Here is a 17053-nt window from a genome sequence, read left to right on the forward strand (position 1 = left end):
CATGAAAAAGATATTGCAATGGCTGCACCGGAAGATTGACGGAAAGAGCATTCGTCTGATTTTTACTGCCCTGTTTTTCCTGACCGTCAGTCTGTTCACTGCACTGATCATCTCCCTTTATTCAGAGTATACCAAGGCACAGATCACCGCTTTTTTGCAGGAGAAAAATACCCAGCAGCTGCGGCGTATGAGTTTCAGCATTGAGGAAGATGTGGACGACACCATTGAGCTTGCCAATACTGCCTACTATCAGATCATCAAGAGCGCTGACCTGCAGGCACTTTTGACGGAACAGACTTTGTCGGATTTCTGCCAGCTTCATGAAAACAAGATTTTGTATGCCGCCATTTATGATATTGACGGGGCACTGCTCTGGCAGAATGCAGAGAATTATGATACAGAATCGGTGGACGATGCTACATGGTTTCAGGCAGCAGAAACTAAAATTGACACCGTCGCATTTGATGTGCCTCATTATATCCAGACAGCAGCAGGATTTCAAAAAGCCATGACCGTTTCCCGCTATGTGGAGCTTCGGGACGGTGGAAAGAGCCGTTCTGGAATTTTGCGGTTTGATGTCTGCATGGACAACATGGAGGCAGAGCTGAACATCTATCCGGCATCACAGACGGATTATTTTTATCTGATGGACAACGAAGAGCATCTGATCTGCTATCCCTTTGAGAAACGACTGGAGAGCGGTGTGCGAACCGAATGGACGCAGCATGCACCGAAAAATCAGGTGGTTTTGCAGGACAAAAAGGAGTGGCTGCTCCAGCAGCAAACCATAGGATATACCGGCTGGAAACTGATCTCTGCTGCTTCTTTGACGGAAGAACTGCAAAACAACACGCAGCTCAGAACCGGAATCGCAGTCATTGTTCTGCTGATGGCGGTGGTTTCTGTGATATTGGACTTTTTGATTCAGCGTCTGATGATCGCACCGGTTTTGCGGCTCTCCGAAACCATGAAACGGTTTGGACATGGGGAATTGCAGGTTCGTGCAAAAGCAGAGAGCTGCGGAGAAATCAGAGGACTTTCCGACGGCTTTAATGACATGGCAGAAAAGACGAATCAGCTGATGGAACGAGTGCGGAAAGAGGAACGGGAAAAACAGATTACTGAGCGAAAGCTTCTGCAATCTCAGATCAATCCCCACTTTTTGTATAACACGCTGGATTCTATTATCTGGATGATACAGAGCAAAAAGTATGAGGGCGCCGGAAAAATGGTGTCCATGCTGGCAAAGTTTTTCCGCATCTCTTTGAGTCAGGGAAAGGACATTATCACGCTGAAAAAGGAACTGGAACACGCCGTCAGCTATCTTTCCATTCAAAATGTGCGGTTTCAGGATAAGTTTACATTTACGGTGGATTGGGACGAAAAACTGGCGGACTGCCTGTGTCCCAAGCTGGTGATCCAGCCACTGTTGGAAAATGCAGTCTATCACGGCATGGAGGGCATGTATGAAGACGGAGAGATCCAACTGAAGATCTATGCGGTAAACGAACTGGTGCACATCGATGTGATCGACAACGGCGAGGGTATGACCGAAGCACAGGTGCAGAAGATGATGCAGGGCGATGTGGTGTCCAGCAAGCGTGGCTCCGGAATTGGTGTGAAAAATGTCAATGACCGAATCAAGCTGTATTTCGGTGAGGCATATGGCGTACAGATAATCAGTGCACCGGATGAGGGAACTACGGCACGCATCTATTTTCCCATGAGGAGGCAGGAAGATGAAATTGAAAAATAAGGTGCTCTGGTTCTTTGCCGGAGGGATTCTGCTGGTACTGCTGTTGTTTCTTGAACAGCAGTTCTTTCAAACAAGAAAAAAACAGATCGCCGTGATTTTGTCGGAAGATGCAGTGTCCGATTTCTGTGCGTTTCAGGAGGGCATCTATGACGGTGCAGAGGATTGTGCGGTGTCACTTCGTATCATACACACTCCGGAGCTTTCGGAAAACGCATGGGCGGAATTGCTGTCTGCACAAAAAAAGCAGGGCTGTGACGGTGTTCTGCTGTTCTGTCCGGAACAATACTACACCGGAAGCGAAAAGTTCTATGCCGAAACACTGGAGCAATGCAAGCTCCCTGTTTTCTCTGTCACCTATGCACCTGCATTTTTCCACGGTGCTTATAGCGATGGCATGGAGCAGATCTCCGAGATCCTATCCCCGCAAATCCAAGAGGCAGCACAGGGTGCGTTCGAAATTGCCGCAGATACCACGCAGGCAAAGAGTGTGCGAATTGCGGAGTCTGTGGAGCAGTGTCTGAAACAAAATGATGCGGTATATGATCGGGATACCAGTTTTGAAAACGGCTCTAAAACACTGCTGGTCTGCGGAGAAACAGACGACACCAAAGCTTTTTCCCATGCGGCGGCAGTCATTCAGATCTGCCCCGAACAGCCGGATTATACATTACTGACAAGCGGTGCGGTGGACATGATCGTGACAGAGAATGATTATGGGTTTGGGTATCAGGCAATCGCCTATCTGACAAAGCGTATGCAGGGGAAAAATGTGCCGTTTTCTCCGCCAGAACTGCGTGAGGTCACAAAGGAAAATCTGTTCGATGCCCAACAGGACGCACTGCTGTTTGAATAGGAGAAGTGCCATGAAAAAGAAGAACCTTATTTTCTCTGCGGTAGGCGTTGGACTTCTGGCTGCTGCTACGGTGGGCGGATTTGTCCACTTTCAAAAGCAGCACACTGACCGTTTTTTGAAAGTGGGAATTGCGGTATATGATCTGGAAGACCCCTATATTCAGACATTGACAGATGCTATTCGCAGTCAGTTGAAAGATAAGACCATCGACGGAAGGGAGATCATCTACGATGTTTTTGATGCCTCCGGCAGTGCGTTAACACAGAACACACAGCTTTACGAAATTTTGCAGCAGGAGTATGATGTGATCCTCTGGAATCCGGTTTCGCCCACTAATGTCGTGGGGATACTGGAGGATGCACAGGAACAGGATGTGCCGGTGATTCTGTTCAACCGTGAACCGGCGAAAGCGGATCTGGAGGAGCAGGACAATGTATGGTACGTCGGCACAGAGGCGAAAGAAGCCGGAAATATGCAGGGAGAAATGCTGATTCAGGCTTGGAATACCTGTGAGATGGACAAGAACCGGAACGGCATGCTGGACTATATTCTGGTAGAGGGAGAACAGGCACATACCGATGTCATCAACCGTACTGATGCGTTTCTGCAAACGGCTTCTGCTGCACTTCCTCTGAATCAGCTCCATGTGATCTCCGCGGACTGGGCGAGAACCTCTGCACTGCGGGAGATGCAGAACCTCTCCGCAGAGGAGACAACTGAAGTCGAGGCGGTGATTTGCAGCAATGACAGCATGGCATTGGGTGTCGCAGATTTTTATGCAAAGCAGAAGCTGCCGCTGCCAGTCATCATTGGCATCAATGGGATTCAGGACATGCAGGATGCCATTGATGCCGGGGCGATTTACGGGACGGTAGATCTGAATGTTCCGGAACAGGCAAAAACTATTTTTGCAATCATTCAGGGATATTTCGATGCCGGAGCAGAAATGCCGAAAGAAAAAGTCTGCTATCTTCCGCAATCCCCTTATACGAAATAAAATAAAGCAAACCTTCTTGAATCGTGTTGGAATTTGTATCTTTTGCACAGAATAATGTATTCCTTTTGGAAATGTCCTGTGCTATGATATAGATGTCAACAAAACAGGAACCCGAACGAAAATAGGTTCCGATTCAAGGAGGTTTTTCTTATGTTAAAAAACAGCACACAACCCGCCGGCGGCGGAAACGTCATGTATCCCGGGAAAGTTCCGGGGAAAGTCAAGTATACATTTGCATTTGGTGCATTGGGCAAGGATATGATCTATGGCATGATCGCAACGTTCTCCATGATCTATTTTACCGACATCATTAAGGTCGCACCGGCATTTATCGGCATCATGTTCTTTTCCGCAAAAATCTGGGACGCCTTCAACGACCTGTTTATGGGAATGCTGGTGGACAACACCAGAAGCCGTTTCGGAAAGTTTATCCCGTGGCTGACGGTCGGAACACTGATCAACGCATTTGTTTTTATCATTTTGTTCACCGACTTCCATCTGAGCGGCATCGGACTTTGCGTATTTGCTGCCGTTGCCTATGTCCTCTGGGGCATGACCTATACTATTATGGATATTCCATATTGGTCTATCGTTCCGAATCTGACTTCAGACCCTCACGAGAGAGAAAAGGTTTCTGTACTGCCCCGTATTTTTGCCAGCATCGGTCAGTCCCTGATCATCGCCGGATTTGGCGTACAGATCATCAAGGGACTGGGAGGCGGTTATACAGGATATCATCGTTTTGCATTGATCATTGCCGCAACCTTTATCTTTACCATTGCAGTTACCGTCATCAATCTGCCGAAAAAGCAGGTGGGCAAAAAGGCAGAAAAGGTTTCTTTCAAGGACATCTTCTCCATCATCAAGAGAAATGACCAGCTTCGCTGGGCAGTGGCTCTGATCCTCCTGTACAACGTGGGAATCCAGCTCATTATGGGTGTTGCAACTTATTATTTTGCTTATGTCTGCAACAACAGCAGCATGCTCTCTGCATTTATGATCAGTGCCTCCATCGCAGAAGTGGTTGGTCTGATTATTTTCCCGAAGGTCACCAAGATGCTCTCCAGAAAGAAAGCATTCCTGATGGCATGTATTCTTCCGGCAATCGGGCTGCTGATCCTACTGCTCACCGGTATTTTTGCACCGCAGAACATTGTGCTCACTGTCATTGCAGGCGTTATCGTCAAGACTGGTACTGGTCTGGAACTGGGCTGTGCGACAGTCTTTCTGGCAGACGTGGTGGACTACGGCGAATATAAGCTGGGCATAAGGAATGAGGGTGTCGTATTCTCCCTCCAGACACTGATCGTGAAGCTGACCGCTGCATTTACTTCTCTGTCCATTGGCTTTGCACTGGACCTGACTGGATATGTACCGAATCAGATCCAGTCCCTCGCAACTCAGAACTCTATTCGTGTGCTGATGTGTGTCATTCCGGCTGTGGGAATGCTGCTGGCATATGTGGTATACCGCAGGAAGTATAAGCTGAACGATGCGTATATGAAAAAGGTGGTTTCCGCCATTTCTAGTCCAAAGACTGAATTGACATCCGAAAAGACGACAGAGGAGGAATCATGACCATGAAACTGAAACAATTTCAGGCAGACCTGACCGCAGGAAAATATGATGAAAAGCTTTGCAAACTCTACGGCAGCTCCGATGCCGTACTTGCTGCACAGCGAGCACGCTATTTGCAGGCGGCAGAGAACTTTTCTTGCCTGTATCCTGAGTGGGAGGAGATCGCCGTATTTTCTGCACCTGGCAGAACCGAGATCGGCGGAAACCATACCGATCACCAGCATGGCTGTGTTCTGGCTGCCTCTGTTGATCTGGACGTCATTGCCATTGTGGCATTTCACGACGAGCATGTGATTCGGCTGCAATCTGCCGGGTATCCGCAGGATTATGTGGATTTGTGTGACCTCACGGTACATCCGGAGGAAAAGGGAAAGTCCGCTGCACTGATTCGCGGTGTGGTTTCCAGATTTCAGGAAATTGGCGTTGCTGTAGGCGGCTTTGATGCTTACACCACTTCCAATGTCCTGAGTGGCAGTGGGCTCTCATCTTCGGCTGCCTTTGAGGTACTCATCGGCACTATCATCGACCAGCACTATCATGCAGGTGCTGCCGGAGCAGTAGAGATTGCCAAAATCGGACAGTATGCGGAAAATCGGTACTTCGGAAAAAAGAGCGGGCTGATGGATCAGATGGTAAGCTCTGTAGGTGGATTTGTGTTCATTGATTTTGAGGACACGGACAACCCGAAAATCGAAAAGCTGTCCTGTCAGTTTGAAGATGCCGGCTATATGCTTTGTATCACAGATACCAAGGGCAGCCATGCAGATTTAACAGATGATTACGTTTCTATTCCGGCGGAGATGAATCTGGTGGCTGCACAATTCGGAAAAAATCATCTGCGGGAAGTGGACGAGGAAAAGTTCCTGCAGGCACTTCCGAAATTGCGAACTGCCTGTTCCGACCGTGCTATTTTGCGTGCTGCCCATTTCTACGGGGATAACCGGCGTGCAGCCGAGGAGGCAAAGGCACTGTCCAGCAATGATTTTCCACGGTTTCTGAAACTGGTGAAAGAATCCGGAGATTCCTCTGCGAAATGGCTCCAGAATCTCTACTCCTGCAGCAAACCGGCAGAGCAGGGTATTACGCTGGGGCTCTGGGCGAGCAAGCAGATTCTCGGAGATGCAGGCGTTTCCAGAGTGCACGGCGGAGGATTTGCCGGAACTATTCAGGCATTTGTGCCGGTACATATGGCGAAAGATTACTGCAAAAAAATGGATCAATTGTTCGGGGCGGGCAGCTGCCAGATCCTCCAGATCCGGAACATTGGCGGCATGCAGTTTGCTTGAGGATTTGTTGAGAAATGGGGGTGTGTATCGCATGAAACAAGTACAGATTTCAGAATTTGAACCAACTTCCAGTGGGCAGATGGCACATTTCTACCGCATTGAGAATGCCTCCGGTGCAAGCGTGACACTTTGTGATTATGGTGCGTCGATCGTTTCTCTGCTGGTGCCGGATCGGCAGAAGCTGCCGCGGGACGTGGTGCTGGGTTATGCCCATGTGAAAGGCTATGAAACCGGCGGAGAATATTTTGGCGAAACTGTTGGAAGGTGCTGCAACCGTATCTGTCACGGACGGTTCGTCCTGAATGGTCAGGAGATACAGCTGAATTGCAACGATGGAAAACACCATTTGCACGGCGGTTACCGCAGCTTAAGCCGGCGTATCTGGCAGGCAGAATGCGGCGGGAACAGCGTTGCTTTCACCACAGAGAGTCCGGACGGTGAGGAACATTATCCGGGAAATTTGCAGGTGACTGTTACCTATACCTTTGACAATACCAATACTCTGACCATTGCTTATGAGGCAGTTTGTGATAAAGATACGATCTGCAACCTGACCAACCACAGCTATTTCAATTTGGACGGACACCAAAGTGGAACACTGGCGCATCATATGCTGAAACTTTTTGCGGATTCCTACATTCCAATTGACCAGACTTCTATTCCGTCAGGAGAAATCGCACCGGTTGCAGGAACGCCCTTTGACTTTCGCGCATACAAGCCGATTCCGGCAGCATTTCAGGAGGATTGCGTGCAGATTCAGAACGCAGCCGGATTAGATCATAGTTTTGCCGTTCGTTCCGATTCACCGATTCAGGCGGAGGCATACAGCACAGAGAGCGGAATCCGGCTTACCTGCAAAACAACGCAGCCCGCCATTCATGTGTATACTGCCAATTTCGTAGAAACTCCGGCGGATCTGGGAAAAGACGGTTGCGCTTACGGAAAACGAGGTGCCTTTTGCCTGGAAACGCAGAATTTTCCGGACGCCATCAATCATCCTAATTTTCCCTCGCCAATTTTGCGTGCAAATACCCCGTACCGGCAGGAAACACAGTTCCATTTTTCACTGAAAGGAGAAGCATAATATGCGTATTTTAGTCTGGAGGAGATCATTGCCAGTGCATGGAATTGGCATACGCACCACCCAAATGGATACGAGGAGTGAGACAGATGATTTGCGATGAAATTCAAAAGCTGATGGATTACGGATTACAAAACGATTTGATCCAACCGGAAGATCGTTATGTGGTACAGAATCAGTACATGGAGATTTTTCAGCTGAACGATTGGCAGACCAGCGGAGATGCATCTTCGAAAACAGAGATTGATGCGATTTTGCAGCCACTGATCGACTATGCCTGTGCACAGCATCTCATTCCGGATACCAGTGCCTCACGGGATTTGTTCGATACCAGGCTTATGGGCGTGTTGACACCTATGCCCGGAGAGGTGATGGCATCTTTTCGGAAGCACTACGCTGTATCGCCGGAAGCAGCAACGAGCTGGTACTATGCGTTTAGCCAGAACCTGAATTATGTGCGTCGGGGCAGAATTGCAAAGGATTTGAAGTGGACATATGCTTCCGAATACGGCATGCTGGACATTACGATCAACCGTTCCAAGCCGGAGAAAGATCCCAGGGACATTGCCGCAGCAAAATCTGCCAAGGCATCTGCATATCCCAAGTGCCAGCTGTGTCCGGAAAATGCAGGGTTTGCCGGCAACTTGAAACAACCGGCAAGGCAGAATCTGCGTCCGGTTTCGCTGCAAATTCAGGGAGAACCGTGGCAGCTGCAATACTCACCCTATGGGTATTACCACGAACACTGCATTGTGTTCAACAAAAAGCATACAGCAATGAAGATCGATGCGGCAGTGTTTGAGAAACTGTTTGATGTGCTGGATATTTTGCCCCACTATTTCATTGGCTCGAATGCAGATCTGCCCATTGTGGGCGGTTCGATTCTCAGTCATGAGCATTTTCAGGGCGGCAACTATTCCTTTGCCATGGCAAAGGCACCGATTGAAAAATACTATGTGCTTCCTCAGTTTCCGGATGTGCAGGTGGGTATTGTAAAATGGCCCATGTCTGTGATACGGCTGCAGGCATCAAACCGGAGCATGCTCGCCGCGGCTTGCAGCAAGATTCTGGAAAAGTGGCGTACCTACAGCGATGCAAGTGTGCAGATATTGGCATCCACTGATGGTGTGCCGCACAATACCATTACACCGATCGCCAGAATGCATGGCAGTACCTATGAGTGTGATCTGGTTCTGCGAAACAATCGCACTACGGAAGAACGTCCGCTGGGACTATTTCACCCCAATCCGTCATTGTACCACATCAAAAATGAAAACATCGGCCTGATCGAGGTCATGGGGCTTGCAGTGCTGCCATCACGTCTTGCAGTGGAACTGGATGCTGTGAGAACGGCGATGCTTTCTGGTGCAGATTTGACGGCGAATCCGCTGACCGCATCACATGCTGACTGGGCTGTTTCCATTTTGAAACAGCATCCGGAATTTTCAGTGGAAAATGCATGGTATATCTTACACGCAGAAGTGGGGAAGGTGTTCGAGCAGGTTTTGTTAGATGCTGGTGTATTCCGTAGAAATGAGACAGGCAAAGCAGCCTTCGTGCGATTTATGAAATCGTTGTTGGAAGAATAATTGAAAACGTATCAAAATGGAAGATGGTTGTGAAAACTACATCACTTTCCTCACCACCCCACCAAGTGAAAAAGTGATACCCTTCTTCAAAACCTCTATAAAATCTTCTTCCATTTCCGAAAAAAATACCTGGAATCCCGTTGTTGGAATTCCAGGTATTTTTCTTATGCCGGGTTCTGCTCAAACAGAGCAGCATCCAGTTTGTCGGCGGCTTCCTGTTCGACTTTTTTCAGCACATTCTTTCCTCAAGTTCCTGTGTTTCTGTGGAAAATGGGATGTAGATATCATCGCTGTATCCGTACGAAGATGCCCAGATAGTGTGATCCAGTCAGCATGGGAAAAGGATTTATATAAATTTATCTTATTATCCAAAATTATGATAATAAAAACAGGTAGATAACTCAATTGAGGTATCTACCTGTCCTGTTTATAGTTCACTATATAGGTCATTCATATTAGCTCTTTGAAAATGTCTATATGAGTATCTATCAAATTGATGTGAGTCATTTTTTAGCTTAATTATGTTGCCACACGCAACATATTTTTATAGCCTATGTACCCAATCAATAGCCGCCTCTGCCCAATGAGCCGCCACCGGCTGATAGTGGCCTTCCCATGTGGCAGTGGTTTCGTCGCACAATGCAAGTCCATGTCCACCGTATTCATAAATGTGGCTCTCAAATGGAATGTGATACTTTGAAAGACTGCACATATACCAAAGTGTGTTCTCAACCCTTACACAGCCATCATCAGCACAGTGCCAGATGAATGTAGGAGGAGTGTTCTCCGATACTCTCTTCTCCATTGAAACAAGTTCTCTGAGCTCCGATGATTTTTCCTCGCCAATAATATTGAGTATTGAGCCTTCATGAGTGTATTCAGGGTCGGATGTGATAACAGGATAGCCCAAGATAGAGCCGTTTACCTTGATGTCCTCAGGGTTGCAGCCAAGAGGCTTTGTGAGCAGCTCGCTGTTCCAGAAGTTTGCCATTGTTGCCGCAAGGTGTCCGCCTGCTGAAAAACCGCATACTATTATCTTGTCAGGGTCAATGTCAAATTTCTCAGCATTATCTCTAACATACTTGACAGCCGCTGCACATTCCAAAGCGTCAGTAGGAAATTTTTTCTTGACGCATGAGTATCTCAGCACAAATGCACATATGCCTGCACCCAAAAATCTGAATGCAACAGGCTCAGCTTCACGCTCAGAACACCAATCATATCCTCCGCCCGGGCAGATTATAATTGCCTTGTGCTTCTTTCTGCCTATTTCCTCAGTGAGTGTGTTGTAATAGCAATCAAGCACAGGTGCGCAGCCTTCGCTTGAAACGCCAGCCTTTTCATAATCTACTTTTATTTCTACTGTTTCTTTAAGCATTTTATTTCCTCCGAAAAAATTATTCTGTAGCCGCCTGCTGGTCTGTCTGAGAGGACGAGTCAGCAGGTGCAGCATTTTCTGTCATATTCACGCAGACGATATAACCGTCAACGTTGTTGCCTGAGATAGTGTTAGGACGCTCATTGTTGCTGTCGTCAAGTGGTACAGGCACGTTCGTGGTGCTGCCCTTGTCTGCGGCAACGTAGTAAACTGAATACTCAGTGTCATCAAAAGCCGTGAATGTGAGCGGCTTTTCAAATGTATAGTCCTTGACAAAATCTATGTATTCTTCAAGGCAAAGCTTGTTTGCTGTCATTATCTCAGCGTGTGGTATCCCAACATATCTGAAATGATAAGCCATAGGGCTTACACCTGTGATGTCAGCTTTGTCCTCTGGGTATCTGAGGATAAGTCCGTATTTCCAGCAGTTTTCAGATATCCAACTATAATCTCCCTCGCCTGTGAACTCAGGATATGCGCCTGTGCTTGCGTCATAAAGATGCAGGTCAAAGGCAAGTCCGGTGTCATGCTCGTAGCAGGCTGATGAACTGTCTTCATCATCTTCCGCAGGCATAGCTGTGTTTATCATAAGTGTTGATATCTTTTTGTCAGCATAAAAATCATTGCCCATTTTGCTAAAGGCTTCAAAAGTCTCTTTTTTAGCCGTCAGTTGAGTGCTGCTGGTGGACATTATTTGACTTCCGTTCTTGTCAAACAAATAGGAATAAACTGTGTCTGTGTTATTCACTGTACCGGTGAAGGAGTGGTCGCCATTAACGAGAATAAGATCTCCATTTACCATATCAGTTTTGTTTTTTGCGGTAACATACATATAATTGCCCGTAAGCTTTTTCGCAGCTTTTTTACTGCTGCTGTCAGCCTTGACCGCAGAGGAGTTTGACGAGCTGTCGGAAATTTTCTTAGGGCTGTCAGCCTTTGAACTGCACGATGTAGATATTCCCAGAATGATCAAAAGCAGTATGGCAAGAGCCGCTGCAATATTCTTGTATTTATAACGTTTTACTTTTGGCACTTAACATCACCTTCCTGTATAACATACACCTAAATTATAACACATTTTTCGTAATAAGTGAACCATATGCCACTGTAGTGTCGGCACTTTTGTTATATCAGACAAATGTTTTGCGAGCGTTTTATGCAACAAGCACAAACATAATAAGGGCTGTACCGCAAAACAGTACAGCCCTTAGCAATAAATATTTTGTTAGTTTCTTACATAGTCAACAACAGACTTTATGAACGCACGTCCCTCAGGTGACTTGGAAAGCTTATCAAAATCGCATGAGCAAACTACCACCTTGCCGCCGTCCTTTTCATACTCGTAGAGAAGTGAAAGATCGTGGTTGCGGTCAAAGTTGTCAATAGTTCTCACGATAACATTTTTCTCGCCCTTAAAGTCGTCAAGAATAACCGAGCGTGAGTTCTGGACTATCTCCCACCACTGTGGCGTTGAGTATTTTTCCCCTGCAAAGCCTGCAAGAGCAGGGTGGTCGGTGTCGATAAGAAGTCCCATTGTGCCAACAGGGTCAGGTTTTTTCATCATCTGTGAGATGATACAGAACATATGATAGCACCAGAAGTCCTGACAGTAGAAGCCCTCAATAGAATTTTCAAGCCTTGAAAGGTCAGGGACGATAAGCACTGTCTTGCCCTGTTTCAGCAGACTTTCAGCTTCATCATTTACTTCGTTGAAAATGTATGCGCCGCTTATATCTGTCTTTTCAACTGTCGGTATCACCCAAAGGTCATAGTGATTGTGTATGTCAGTACCCTCTATTTCAAGTGCAAGCACAGCCTTTGTATTCTTTGTGACCTGTGGGAAAGTAAACTCTGCATCGCAAATGTCAGTGTAGTTGCCTTCTGCAACAAAATTCTTTTCGACCTTGCCAATGACATCACCGTTTTTAAGAGTGAGAGTGCAGATAAGCTTGCCGTCTTTAAGGTCAGGTCTGTAATTGCAAAGCTCTGTGTGCGCCTTGAAACTGCTGCCAGCTTCAAGAACATAGCTGTCAAAACGTGCCATAACAACAGCGTCATTGCAGAACTCTCTCCACTCGCTGTCTGTGATAAGTCCCTTGCTGTCCATGAATGCGTCAAGTACACCCACAAGGGCAGTACCCTGACCGCTGAAATCCTGAATATCGAGTATCTGGAAACCGCCGAGAAGTCTTGAACGGAAAACAGCCTCCATTTCTTCTTTATAGCACTGCACCGCAAGCTTGCCTGAGCATTTGAAATAGTCCTCAGCCAGCGGAAGAAGACCCTTTTCTTCAAGTCTTTCTCTGAATACCTCAAAGTTTCTTGCTTTAAGCGAACCTGTGTATTTTTCTATCTCCTTGAAGTTGGGATAAGTTTCATACTGACCTATTTCGTGAGTAACGATAGGCACTTCAGGGATAAAATCTGCGTCAGCTTCGCTTGCCTTGACAGTTTTCATGGTCGTGCCGTACTGTATCTGAACAGTGCCGTCCTCTGAAATTTCCGTGGAGTTTGCCTGCTTCTTAGGTCTTATAATGCTGTCATAATCGTGATTTGCCGCAGGCTTGTCAGTCTGAATATGACCAAGTGGAGCGTCACACATTGCGTATGAGCCTCTTATAAGCCTGTCGTTTGCAAGTCTTACGCCAACAAAGAAATCGTCATTTTCTATAACGTTAGGAAACCACTGGAAATTGTTTGAACCTTGTGTATAAAGGTGTCTGTTGTCAAATTTCTTGTAGCCGCCTATGATATCGTTAAGTATCTTCTTTGAGCCCCAAAGCTCGTTGCCCATTGACATCATGCAGTAGGAAGGGTGATTGCCGAAGAATTTCAGCATATTGAAGCCCTCTTCAACGAGGAAATCCTGCTCCTCCTGATTGTGGTTTTCCTCGCCCTCTTCTGTGATAGTTCCCCAGAAAGGAAGCTGTGGCTCCATATAAATTCCAAGCATATCCGCAGCGATAAACGCAGACTCAGGGGGACAGCAGGTGTGATAACGATAGTGGTTCATGCCGTATGACTTTGATATCTTCATTACCCTCAGCCATTCTTCAAGGTCGGTAGGTGCAAAAGCGGTCTTAGGGAATATCATGCCGTCATGTTTTCCTCTGAGGAAAGTTTTTTTTCCGTTTATGGTGAACTTTCCGCCCTCAGTCCTGAACTCACGCATACCGATGATATGCTCGATCACGTCACCGTCAATGTCTATTTTCAGCTTGTAGAGATTTGGCTCATGTTCGCTCCAAAGCAGGCAATCATCGCCCATTTTGTACAAAGCGTCAAGCTTGCCGTTTGTGTACTCAAAGCTCTGCACAGCAGGTGTATGGTTCTTTTCGCTGTTGAAGCTCTCAGCACTTATAACAGCTTTTCCACTTTTTCCGCCTGTTATGTTGGCTGTCACCCTGACTGTCTTGCTGTGGATATCGCACCAAAGCATAACATTTTCAGCGTGGGCGTTTTTGTAGCCTATAAGCTCGATGCGTCCTGTGATTCCGTTCCAGTTGGTCTGAGTGTCAGGTGAAGTAAGGTGTCCGCCCTTGGTCTTGTAGCCAACATTTGAAACGCAGATAGTCATTTCATGCACGCCAGTACCGATATACTCGTTCAGGTCATAGATGTGCGGAGTGCAAAGGCTCTCCTGCCTGCCTATCTTTTTGCCGTCTATATAAAGTTCAGTTATTCTTGTTCTTTCAAGATAAAGTTTAAGATTTTCACATTGCAGAGCAGAGAAGTCAACGTTTTTTCTGAACCATGCAAAGCCCTCAAATTTATATGTGTCTGTAAGAAAGCCAGTTTCTCTCTCAGTATTGTATTCGCCTTTTTTAGCGTTGGAAGTGGTGTTTGGTAGGTTTATTGTATCATCAAAAACAAGGTCAGTACCCTTACATTCCTTGTCAAGACACAGCAGCCACTCGCCGCTGAGGTCAAGCTTGTTTATCATTAAGCAACGATCCTTTCAAGTTCAAATTTTCAATATTATCATTATAGCATATGCCCTTACCCTTTTCAACAGTAATCCTTTGATTTAACCAAAATGCTATAAAATTTTGTTGTTTTTAACAATAAAATATGATACAATAAGATTAAAAGAAATCTGCCAACTGGAGGTGCAGGAAAAATGCTTGAAAATACAGACAGAAAGCTGTTGTGGCTGTGGCTCGATGTTGCGTTCGGACCTGCGGACAAGCGTTTGTGGGACGTTATGTCATATTATGACAGTGTAGAAGAAATGTGCGATGATCTATTGTCACTGCGCTGTGGATATGTTACCCAGCAGGAGGCTGAAAAGATAGCCTGCTGTACGTTCTTTCAGGCGAAACAGGTGGCTGAATACTGCGAGAAAAAGGGTATATATATCCTCACCCCTGACGATCCTCTTTATCCTGAACGGTTGAAACAGATAGAATGTCCACCTGCTGTGCTTTTCTGCCGTGGCGATGTAAGCTGTCTGTCTATTGAAAAGAGCGTTGCCATTATCGGCACTAGAGAACCAAGCGATTATTCTGTAGCCGTGGCGGAGGAGTTTTCAAGCTTTCTTGCAGAGCGAGGAGTAAATATCATAAGCGGATTTGCTATGGGTATCGACACTGCCGCACACCGCAGTGCGATGCGTGCTGGTGGAAGCACGGTGGCTGTTATGGGCTGTGGGCTAGAATATGATTATCCTCGTGGCAGGACGGGCTTCAAGCGTGAGATAGCAACACATGGGGTAGCCATATCGGAATTTTTCCCGCAGGCAAGACCTGTTCCTGAGAATTTTCGTATAAGAAACCGCATAGTTTCGGCACTTTCACATTGCGTTCTTGTGGTTGAAGCAGGAATACGCAGCGGCACGCTGAATACTGTAAATCATGCTTTATCCCAGAATAAAGACGTTTTTGTTATACCGCCTCATGACATTTTCAGCGAAAAATATGCAGGACAGTGTGCGCTTCTCCGTGACGGAGCGGTAGAAGCTTATTCTCCAAAAGATATCCTCTATTTTCTTAATAAAGCAAGAATATAGAAAAAGGCTGCGACTTTTTGCCGCAGCCTTTTGTGATATTTGAAATTACTTTGAAAGTGGGCTTTCTCTGTAGATGATGTCCTCTCTCTTTGGTCCGTTTGAAACCATTGTGATTGGGAAGCCGATATGCTTTTCAACGAAGTCGATATACTTCTTGCAGTTTTCAGGAAGATCTTCATACTTCTTGATGCCTCTGATGTCTGATTTCCAGCCGTCGAGAACTTCGATAACAGGCTTTGCCTTTTCGAGCTTTCTTGTTGTAGGGAAGTCTGTTGTTACCTCGCCGTCTATCTCATAGCCTACGCATACAGGTATCTTGTCAAGATAGCCAAGAACGTCAACTACTGTGAAAGCAACGTCTGTTGTGCCCTGGATACGGCAGCCGTACTTAGTTGCAACGCAGTCGAACCAACCCATTCTTCTAGGTCTGCCTGTTGTTGCACCAAACTCTCCTCCGTCGCCGCCTCTCCTTCTCAGCTCGTCAGCCTCATCGCCGAATATCTCAGAAACGAATGCGCCTGCGCCTACTGCGGAAGAATAAGCCTTAACAACAGTTACGATAGTCTTTATCTCATAAGGAGGTATGCCTGCACCGATAGCACCGTATGCTGCCAGTGTAGATGAAGATGTTACCATTGGATAGATACCGTGGTCAGGATCCTTCAGTGAGCCAAGCTGACCCTCAAGAAGAACGTTCTTGCCCTCTTTGATAGCGTTCCAAAGGAATGCAGATACGTCGCAAACGTATGGTGCTACCATTTCCTTGTATTCCATAAGAGTATTGAAAAGCTCATCGGCGTCTATAGGAGGCTTATGATAAAGGTGTTCAAGAAGAATGTTCTTCGTTTCAAGAACTCTCTTGATCTTTGTCTTGAGAGCTTCCTCGTCGAACAGCTCCTGAACCTGGAAACCTATCTTTGCATATTTATCAGAATAGAAAGGTGCGATACCCGATTTTGTTGAGCCGAAGCTTGCCTTTCCGAGTCTTTCTTCTTCGTACTGATCGAACAAAACGTGATATGGCATTACCATCTGCGCTCTGTCGGAAATAAGTATCTTAGGCATTGGAACGCCTTCGGAAGTTACCTTTTTAAGCTCATTGAAAAATACAGGGATATTAAGTGCAACACCGTTGCCGATAATATTTGTTGTGTGATCATAGAATACGCCGGAAGGCAAAGTGTGCAAAGCGAACTTTCCGTAGTGATTTACAATAGTATGTCCTGCGTTAGCACCGCCCTGAAATCTTACTACTATATCAGACTTTTCAGCAAGCATATCGGTAAGCTTGCCCTTACCCTCGTCGCCCCAGTTTGCGCCGACAATCGCTCTAACCATTTAATTTTATCCTCCTTGCCATAAAACAGCAAAATTAGCAGCAGATATTTATCAAAATCAACACTGCCACTAGGATATTATAGCACAAAACATTCTATATGTAAAGGCACTTTTAAACATTTAACATTTTTATAACATTTAGCGTATTACCATACTGCTGTGATAAAGAATAAAAAGTTTTAATATATC

Annotated in this window: 13 protein-coding genes; 9 read left to right on the forward strand and 4 right to left on the reverse strand. The window is 46.3% G+C overall.

Annotated features, from left to right (window positions below; genetic code table 11):
• The first annotated feature begins 1 nt into the window (after position 1).
• From DW015_RS06870 to DW015_RS13300, 8 genes are all read left to right on the forward strand, one after another.
• A complete protein-coding gene (locus DW015_RS06870) occupies positions 2-1756 on the forward strand; it encodes a sensor histidine kinase (RefSeq protein ID WP_181979866.1) in 1755 nt (584 codons plus the stop codon).
• A complete protein-coding gene (locus tag DW015_RS06875; RefSeq protein WP_117905114.1) occupies positions 1740-2609 on the forward strand; it encodes a hypothetical protein in 870 nt (289 codons plus the stop codon). The genes DW015_RS06870 and DW015_RS06875 overlap by 17 nt, the downstream gene beginning before the upstream one ends.
• A 10-nt stretch (positions 2610-2619) precedes the next feature.
• Entirely contained in the window at positions 2620-3606 is a 987-nt protein-coding gene (locus DW015_RS06880; protein ID WP_181979867.1) for a substrate-binding domain-containing protein, read from the forward strand.
• Between the two features lie 150 nt (positions 3607-3756).
• Positions 3757-5184 carry a melibiose:sodium transporter MelB gene (melB, locus tag DW015_RS06885; protein ID WP_242989595.1) on the forward strand — a complete coding sequence of 476 codons (1428 nt, stop codon included), beginning with the start codon at positions 3757-3759 and terminating at the stop codon, positions 5182-5184.
• 2 nt (positions 5185-5186) lie between these two features.
• The gene (locus tag DW015_RS06890; protein WP_117905116.1) at positions 5187-6470 is read left to right on the forward strand and encodes a galactokinase family protein; all 1284 of its coding nucleotides are present in this window, start codon (positions 5187-5189) and stop codon (positions 6468-6470) included.
• Positions 6471-6501: 31 nt separating this feature from the next.
• Positions 6502-7554, forward strand: a complete 1053-nt coding sequence (locus DW015_RS06895) for an aldose epimerase family protein (RefSeq protein WP_147338143.1) — start codon at positions 6502-6504, stop codon at positions 7552-7554.
• A gap of 86 nt (positions 7555-7640) precedes the next feature.
• Positions 7641-9140, forward strand: a complete 1500-nt coding sequence (locus DW015_RS06900) for a UDP-glucose--hexose-1-phosphate uridylyltransferase (RefSeq protein ID WP_117905161.1) — start codon at positions 7641-7643, stop codon at positions 9138-9140.
• A gap of 16 nt (positions 9141-9156) precedes the next feature.
• On the forward strand, positions 9157-9540 hold the full coding sequence (locus DW015_RS13300) for a hypothetical protein (protein ID WP_147338144.1): 384 nt from the start codon (positions 9157-9159) through the stop codon (positions 9538-9540).
• 144 nt (positions 9541-9684) lie between these two features.
• Here DW015_RS13300 and DW015_RS06905 read toward each other — a convergent pair whose 3' ends face one another.
• The 3 genes from DW015_RS06905 to DW015_RS06915 form a co-directional block, all read right to left on the reverse strand.
• Positions 9685-10518, reverse strand: a complete 834-nt coding sequence (locus DW015_RS06905) for an alpha/beta hydrolase (protein ID WP_022287317.1) — start codon at positions 10516-10518, stop codon at positions 9685-9687.
• Positions 10519-10537: 19 nt separating this feature from the next.
• On the reverse strand, positions 10538-11551 hold the full coding sequence (locus DW015_RS06910; RefSeq protein ID WP_117905118.1) for a M15 family metallopeptidase: 1014 nt from the start codon (positions 11549-11551) through the stop codon (positions 10538-10540).
• A gap of 192 nt (positions 11552-11743) precedes the next feature.
• A complete protein-coding gene (locus DW015_RS06915; RefSeq protein ID WP_117905119.1) occupies positions 11744-14461 on the reverse strand; it encodes a glycoside hydrolase family 2 TIM barrel-domain containing protein in 2718 nt (905 codons plus the stop codon).
• A 177-nt stretch (positions 14462-14638) separates the two neighbouring features.
• Here DW015_RS06915 and dprA point away from each other — a divergent pair, with 177 nt between their 5' ends.
• Positions 14639-15526, forward strand: coding sequence for a DNA-processing protein DprA (dprA, locus tag DW015_RS06920; RefSeq protein WP_117905120.1), 888 nt, complete (start codon positions 14639-14641; stop codon positions 15524-15526).
• Between the two features lie 45 nt (positions 15527-15571).
• On the opposite strand, the gene DW015_RS06925 is transcribed toward dprA, so the two are convergent.
• Complete coding sequence (locus DW015_RS06925; protein WP_038671558.1) at positions 15572-16864, reverse strand: adenylosuccinate synthase; 1293 nt, start codon at positions 16862-16864, stop codon at positions 15572-15574.
• Between the last annotated feature and the right edge of the window lie 189 nt (positions 16865-17053).

Source organism: Ruminococcus sp. AF37-20 (assembly GCF_003460465.1).
In the GTDB taxonomy this organism is placed as follows: domain Bacteria; phylum Bacillota; class Clostridia; order Oscillospirales; family Ruminococcaceae; genus Hominimerdicola; species Hominimerdicola aceti.

Bases quoted from the DNA above. Each gene is read 5' to 3' on its own strand.
- DW015_RS06880 (WP_181979867.1), top strand. From the start codon at position 2,620: ATGAAAAAGAAGAACCTTATTTTCTCTGCGGTAGGCGTTGGACTTCTG.
- DW015_RS06890 (WP_117905116.1), top strand. From the start codon at position 5,187: ATGAAACTGAAACAATTTCAGGCAGACCTGACCGCAGGAAAATATGAT.
- DW015_RS06925 (WP_038671558.1), bottom strand. From the start codon at position 16,864: ATGGTTAGAGCGATTGTCGGCGCAAACTGGGGCGACGAGGGTAAGGGC.
- DW015_RS06915 (WP_117905119.1), bottom strand. From the start codon at position 14,461: ATGATAAACAAGCTTGACCTCAGCGGCGAGTGGCTGCTGTGTCTTGAC.
- DW015_RS06905 (WP_022287317.1), bottom strand. From the start codon at position 10,518: ATGCTTAAAGAAACAGTAGAAATAAAAGTAGATTATGAAAAGGCTGGC.
- DW015_RS06895 (WP_147338143.1), top strand. From the start codon at position 6,502: ATGAAACAAGTACAGATTTCAGAATTTGAACCAACTTCCAGTGGGCAG.
- melB (WP_242989595.1), top strand. From the start codon at position 3,757: ATGTTAAAAAACAGCACACAACCCGCCGGCGGCGGAAACGTCATGTAT.
- DW015_RS06870 (WP_181979866.1), top strand. From the start codon at position 2: ATGAAAAAGATATTGCAATGGCTGCACCGGAAGATTGACGGAAAGAGC.
- DW015_RS13300 (WP_147338144.1), top strand. From the start codon at position 9,157: ATGGAAGATGGTTGTGAAAACTACATCACTTTCCTCACCACCCCACCA.
- DW015_RS06875 (WP_117905114.1), top strand. From the start codon at position 1,740: ATGAAATTGAAAAATAAGGTGCTCTGGTTCTTTGCCGGAGGGATTCTG.
- DW015_RS06900 (WP_117905161.1), top strand. From the start codon at position 7,641: ATGATTTGCGATGAAATTCAAAAGCTGATGGATTACGGATTACAAAAC.
- dprA (WP_117905120.1), top strand. From the start codon at position 14,639: ATGCTTGAAAATACAGACAGAAAGCTGTTGTGGCTGTGGCTCGATGTT.